The sequence below is a fragment of the Mycobacterium sp. NGS40 genome, from assembly GCF_059812735.1.
On sequence record NZ_JCALDG010000066.1, the window covers coordinates 1 to 4515 of the forward strand.

At 61.4% G+C, this 4515-nt stretch carries 5 protein-coding genes; 2 read left to right on the forward strand and 3 right to left on the reverse strand.

The genetic code is table 11. From position 1 onward, the window contains the following. Positions 1 to 40 precede the first annotated feature (40 nt). The gene (locus tag AC5Y5O_RS31725) at positions 41 to 1282 is read right to left on the reverse strand and encodes an IS110 family RNA-guided transposase (RefSeq protein ID WP_047040730.1); all 1242 of its coding nucleotides are present in this window, start codon (positions 1280 to 1282) and stop codon (positions 41 to 43) included. Positions 1283 to 1636: 354 nt separating this feature from the next. Here AC5Y5O_RS31725 and AC5Y5O_RS31730 point away from each other — a divergent pair, with 354 nt between their 5' ends. Then, positions 1637 to 2851: an integrase catalytic domain-containing protein gene (locus AC5Y5O_RS31730; RefSeq protein WP_157894437.1), complete on the forward strand. Its 1215-nt coding sequence runs from the start codon at positions 1637 to 1639 to the stop codon at positions 2849 to 2851. 125 nt (positions 2852 to 2976) lie between these two features. Here the strand turns inward: AC5Y5O_RS31730 and AC5Y5O_RS31735 are convergent, their stop codons facing one another. Then, positions 2977 to 3843: an aldo/keto reductase gene (locus AC5Y5O_RS31735; protein WP_047040723.1), complete on the reverse strand. Its 867-nt coding sequence runs from the start codon at positions 3841 to 3843 to the stop codon at positions 2977 to 2979. 60 nt (positions 3844 to 3903) lie between these two features. Continuing rightward, entirely contained in the window at positions 3904 to 4053 is a 150-nt protein-coding gene (locus tag AC5Y5O_RS31740; RefSeq protein ID WP_157894436.1) for a hypothetical protein, read from the reverse strand. A gap of 249 nt (positions 4054 to 4302) precedes the next feature. Between AC5Y5O_RS31740 and AC5Y5O_RS31745 the strand changes: the two genes are divergently transcribed. Beyond that, positions 4303 to 4515: helix-turn-helix domain-containing protein (locus tag AC5Y5O_RS31745; protein ID WP_225330606.1), on the forward strand; the 213-nt coding region annotated here is incomplete at its 3' end.

Here is a 4515-nt window from a genome sequence, read left to right on the forward strand (position 1 = left end):
CGCGAAATGGGGTGCGTGCCTAATACGAAAGTAAGGTGGGTCAGGCTGCCTCCTGGTTACTTAAGGTGACGTTGTAGCCGAGTTCTTGGAGGCGGCGGATGGCGTTGTTCTTGGTGCGGGTGGGGTCCTTTTTGGTAAAGAAGTCGGATCCTGGGTCGTGGTAGCACTCGCCGTCCGCGAGCATGTGCCAGACGGCGGTGAGGATGGAGTGTTGGGTGGCGACGATGGCTTTCATCTTGCCGCGGCGCACAATGAGTCTCTTATAGCGTGCCCCGAGGTAGCTGTTCTTGGGGTTTCTGGAAATCGACAAGGCCGCGACGCCCAGAGCGCCCTTGAGATAGCGGTTCCCAGGTCGGGTCCTGGTGGACTTTGCCCGGCCGGCAGACTCGTTGGATCCTGGGCTTAGGCCCGCCCAGGATGCGAGTCGGCCCGGGCTCTGGAAGGAGCTCATGTCTGCCCCGGTTTCGGCGATGATGACATCGGCCACGAGGGTGGAGACCCCGGGAATGGTAGCTAGAAATTCCCGTGCCGTTTGAAAGGGTTCCATCGCCTCGTTGATGCGGGTGGTGAGTTCCTCGACGCACCGAGTGATGGAATCGATGCGTTCCAGATGCATGTTGCAAAGATAAGCATGGTGCACCTCGAAGCGTCCGGTCAGCGCCTCTACGAGCTCGGGAACCCGCACGCGCATGCGCCCCCGAGCCAGGTCAGCCAACACCTGCGGATCCCGCTCACCCTTGATAAGTGCCTTGAGCATGGCCCGGGAGGAGACACCCATCAGGTCCGAAACATGGTCCGAGAGCTTAAGGCCGGTAGACTCCAGAAATTTCTCCAGTCGTTGGACTTCCCGGGTCCGGTCCTGGGTGGCGATGGTTCGTGCCCGGGTCAAATCCCGAAGTACGCGGATCGGTTGAGGCGGGACAAAACAAGGGCGCAGCAGCCCGTGCGCACCGAGCTGAGCTAACCAGGAAGCGTCGGACACGTCAGTTTTTCGCCCGGGAATGTTGCGGGCCGCCTTCGCATTGACGAGCATCACTGGCAGGAGGTCCTCCATCAGGTAGTAGAACGGCTTCCAGTAATCACTGGTTGCCTCCATGACCACCGTGGTGACCTTCGCGGCGACCAGCATGTCCCGCAGGGCGAGGATCTGATTGGTGGTGGAACCCCAGGTGGTGACCTCGGTGGAAAAAGTCCCGGCACGCTTGCCCGGGGACCGGATGGCGACCTTCGCGTCACCCTTGGAAATATCAATGCCCGCGGCACGTTCATGAACCAAGTCCACGGGACACCTCCTAACCTGCTTGTTTCAATGGGTGGTGATGCCTGCCATGTAGAGGGTGGAATTAAATCAGGACTCTAATACTCGTGCTCACAGCAACAATCCACGGTTCCCGTGGAACCCTCCGCACCACGCTCATTTACGGGCCAAACAACAGCACCAAGGAACGACCGGCGTCGGACACGGCAGACACCACCATCATCCCGCTGAGCCATCCGATTCACCAGAGGCAAGGTGCGTCAAGAGGGACTTTCGACACCCACGGCGCGCAGCGGCGCTGGCACGCTCATTTGGGAAATGCTCGCGAAATCTCTGGTGCATGGTCGGGTGCTTTGGTGTGCTGGAGGGATGTATGGGTTGACGTTGTCTGCGCGCAGGGAAATCACTAAGAAGGAAGCCGGCGCGTATGTGGCGGCGTCGAAGAAGGCCAAGGGCGAGATCCTGGACCGGTTGGTGGCGGAGGTGGGCTGGTCGAGGGCGAATGCCCGGCGGCAGCTGGGCAGGGCCTTCAAGCGGCGGGGCCCGGCCCGTATGGAGGTGCGCAAGCCGAGACCGCCGACGTATGGCTATGACACGGTGAAGGTGCTCCAGCAGGTCTGGGTCGTGGCTGGGCAGCCCTGCGGGAAGTACCTGGCCGCGGTCATGGGCACCACACTGGCCAACATGGACGCCCATATCCGCGCTGGCGCTTTCGGGAGGGTGCGGGCCCGTTACAGCCCCGCAGTGCATGACCAGTTGCTGGCGATGAGCGCGGCAACGATCGACCGGCTGCTGGCACCGTTCAAGCTCTCGATGTATCCGGACGGGAAGTCCACGACCAGGTCGCGGCGGAACCAGTACACCGAGTCGATCCCGATCATGTCCCGCATCCCGGATATTGACTGGCAGCCTGGCCTGGTTGCCATCGATACGGTCGCGCATTGCGGCAACAATGCCAAAGGCCAGTACGCATTCACACTGACCGCCACGGACGTGTACACCGGCTGGACCAGCAACCGGGCGATCAAGAACAAAGCCGCCAAATGGGTGGTCAAGGCGATGGATGAAATCCTGGACGAATTCCCATACCCCATCGACCACATCCATAGCGACAACGGCTCTGAATTCCTCAACGATCCGGTCACTACCTGGTGCAATGCCCATAACATCCGCATGACCCGGTCCCGGCCCCACCACTCCAACGACAACCCGTTCGTGGAGCAGAAAAACGAGGCCGTCGTCCGCCGCTCGGCGTTCAACTACCGCTACGACACCGATGCTGAATTGGGGCTCCTGAACGAGCTCTGGCCGCTGGTGAACCTGCGCAAAAACCTGTTCCTGCCCACCAAGAAAGTCACCGGATATCACCTGAGCCGCAAGGGGAAGTCAGTGCGCAGCTACGACGACCCGCGGACCCCGGCAGACCGGATCAAGGACACCGGGATCATGCTCGAACCCCAACGTCACTACCTGGACGAGCTCTACGCCAGTCTGGACCTGGCCGGCCTGACGAACCGGATCAACGAGATCCAGCAGCGACTCATCCGGCTGGCCGCCGCCAAGACCTACTCCCAAGCACCCCACGCAGCATGAGACTTTCGCGAGCACAATAGATGAGGCACGCAGGAATCATTTGGCGAGCATCTTGACATGAGGCACCACGGCCCCAGTCGGCCGAGTGGCCGAGGCCCCGCCGGACCGCGTCCGTTGGCCGGGATTCAGTGACCGTTTTCCGCAGCATCTGAGTCCCGCGCAGCAGTTTCGCCCATATCCAGGCGGGCCAGATCGTTCATGTCGTCGGCGGTCAGGGTGAAATCGAACGCAGAGATGTTCTCTCTCAACCAGACGGGGTCCGAAGCCTGCGGGATGGGCACCAGGTCCTGCTGAATGTGCCATCGCAGCAGGACCTGGGCAGGTGACCTGTTCAGACGGTCGGCGATGGCCACCACAAGGGGGTTCGCACGCAGTCCGGATTCACGGCCGATCGGGCTCCAGGATTGGGTGAGGATTCCCAGCTCCCGGTGGACCGCACGCGGTTGTGTGCGCGCCAGAGCAGGACTTAGCTGAATCTGGTTGACGTCCGGAACGACTCCGGTCGCTTCGATGATTTTCCTCAGGTGGGCCGGCTTGAAGTTGGAGACGCCGATGGCCTTGACGGCGCCTTCCTCTAACAGGGTTACAAGGCCTTTCCATGCCTCCGCATACGCGCCAAGCGCCGGCACCGGCCAATGGCACATGAACATGTCCAGATAGTCGACCCTAAGCTTCCGCAGGCTTTCGTCGTACGCCCGACGGACGCCGTCGACGCTGTGGGACTCCTTGTTGAACTTGCTGGAAATAAAGAGTTCCGCCCGCGGGACGCCGGCGGTTCTGATGCCGCGGCCCACGGCTTCTTCGTTGCGGTATTGAACGGCCGTGTCGACCAGCCTGTAGCCGGTCTGCACGGCACAGCGGACGGCTTGCTCGCATTCGGCGTCCAGCATCGGCCATGTTCCGAGGCCGATCCGCGGCATACTGTGTCCGTTCAGCAAGGGCAGCCTTGAGGTCGCACCTGGTCTCGGAGCCGTACTCGTTTCATTTATCATCGGAGGGCCTCGTCTTTCGGATCTGTCGATAGTTTGCTAAACGGCTGAAGCCTCAGCTCTTTATGTTTGGGCCATCACGGGTGCGGTCAGCTCAAGGTAGGCGTTTGCCTCCTGCAAGCCAACGCCGCCGCCACACTTGTTGTCGATGTCGAACAGACTGGCCAGATGCGGCAGCTCGGCACGGTCGCCGTAATCCAGCAAGTGAAGCACAACGCATAACTGCTGTCCAGATGTTAATTCCGTTCAGCAGAGAACTGGCGAGATCTGCCGGTGTGGCAGTGGTAGCCGCCCGCCCAGCGCCGTCTGGCCTGTAATCCTCGCCAGTGGGGGCCATTAAACGCATCGCCATGAGATAGCTTCGGATAGGGCCAAGCCTCCCGGAGACCGCCTCCCTTTTGAAGAAGAGCGACCCGGGCCATGTCGAGGCGTTGGCCCGGGCTTTGTCCGTGCTGAAGGCCTATCAGCAGCCAGGACAGGCCATTGTCGGTCTCGGATGTTGCCGAGTTCGTCGGGATCGCCAGGACCGCGGCGGGGCGATTCATCCTCACCCTGGAATACCTGGGTTATCTGTCCTACGACGCCAGTGGCTATTCCTTGCGGCTAGCAGTGCTGGAGATCGGGGATGCCTATCTGCTGAGCCATAAGCTGCTGGCGGTGGCCCATCCGCACCTT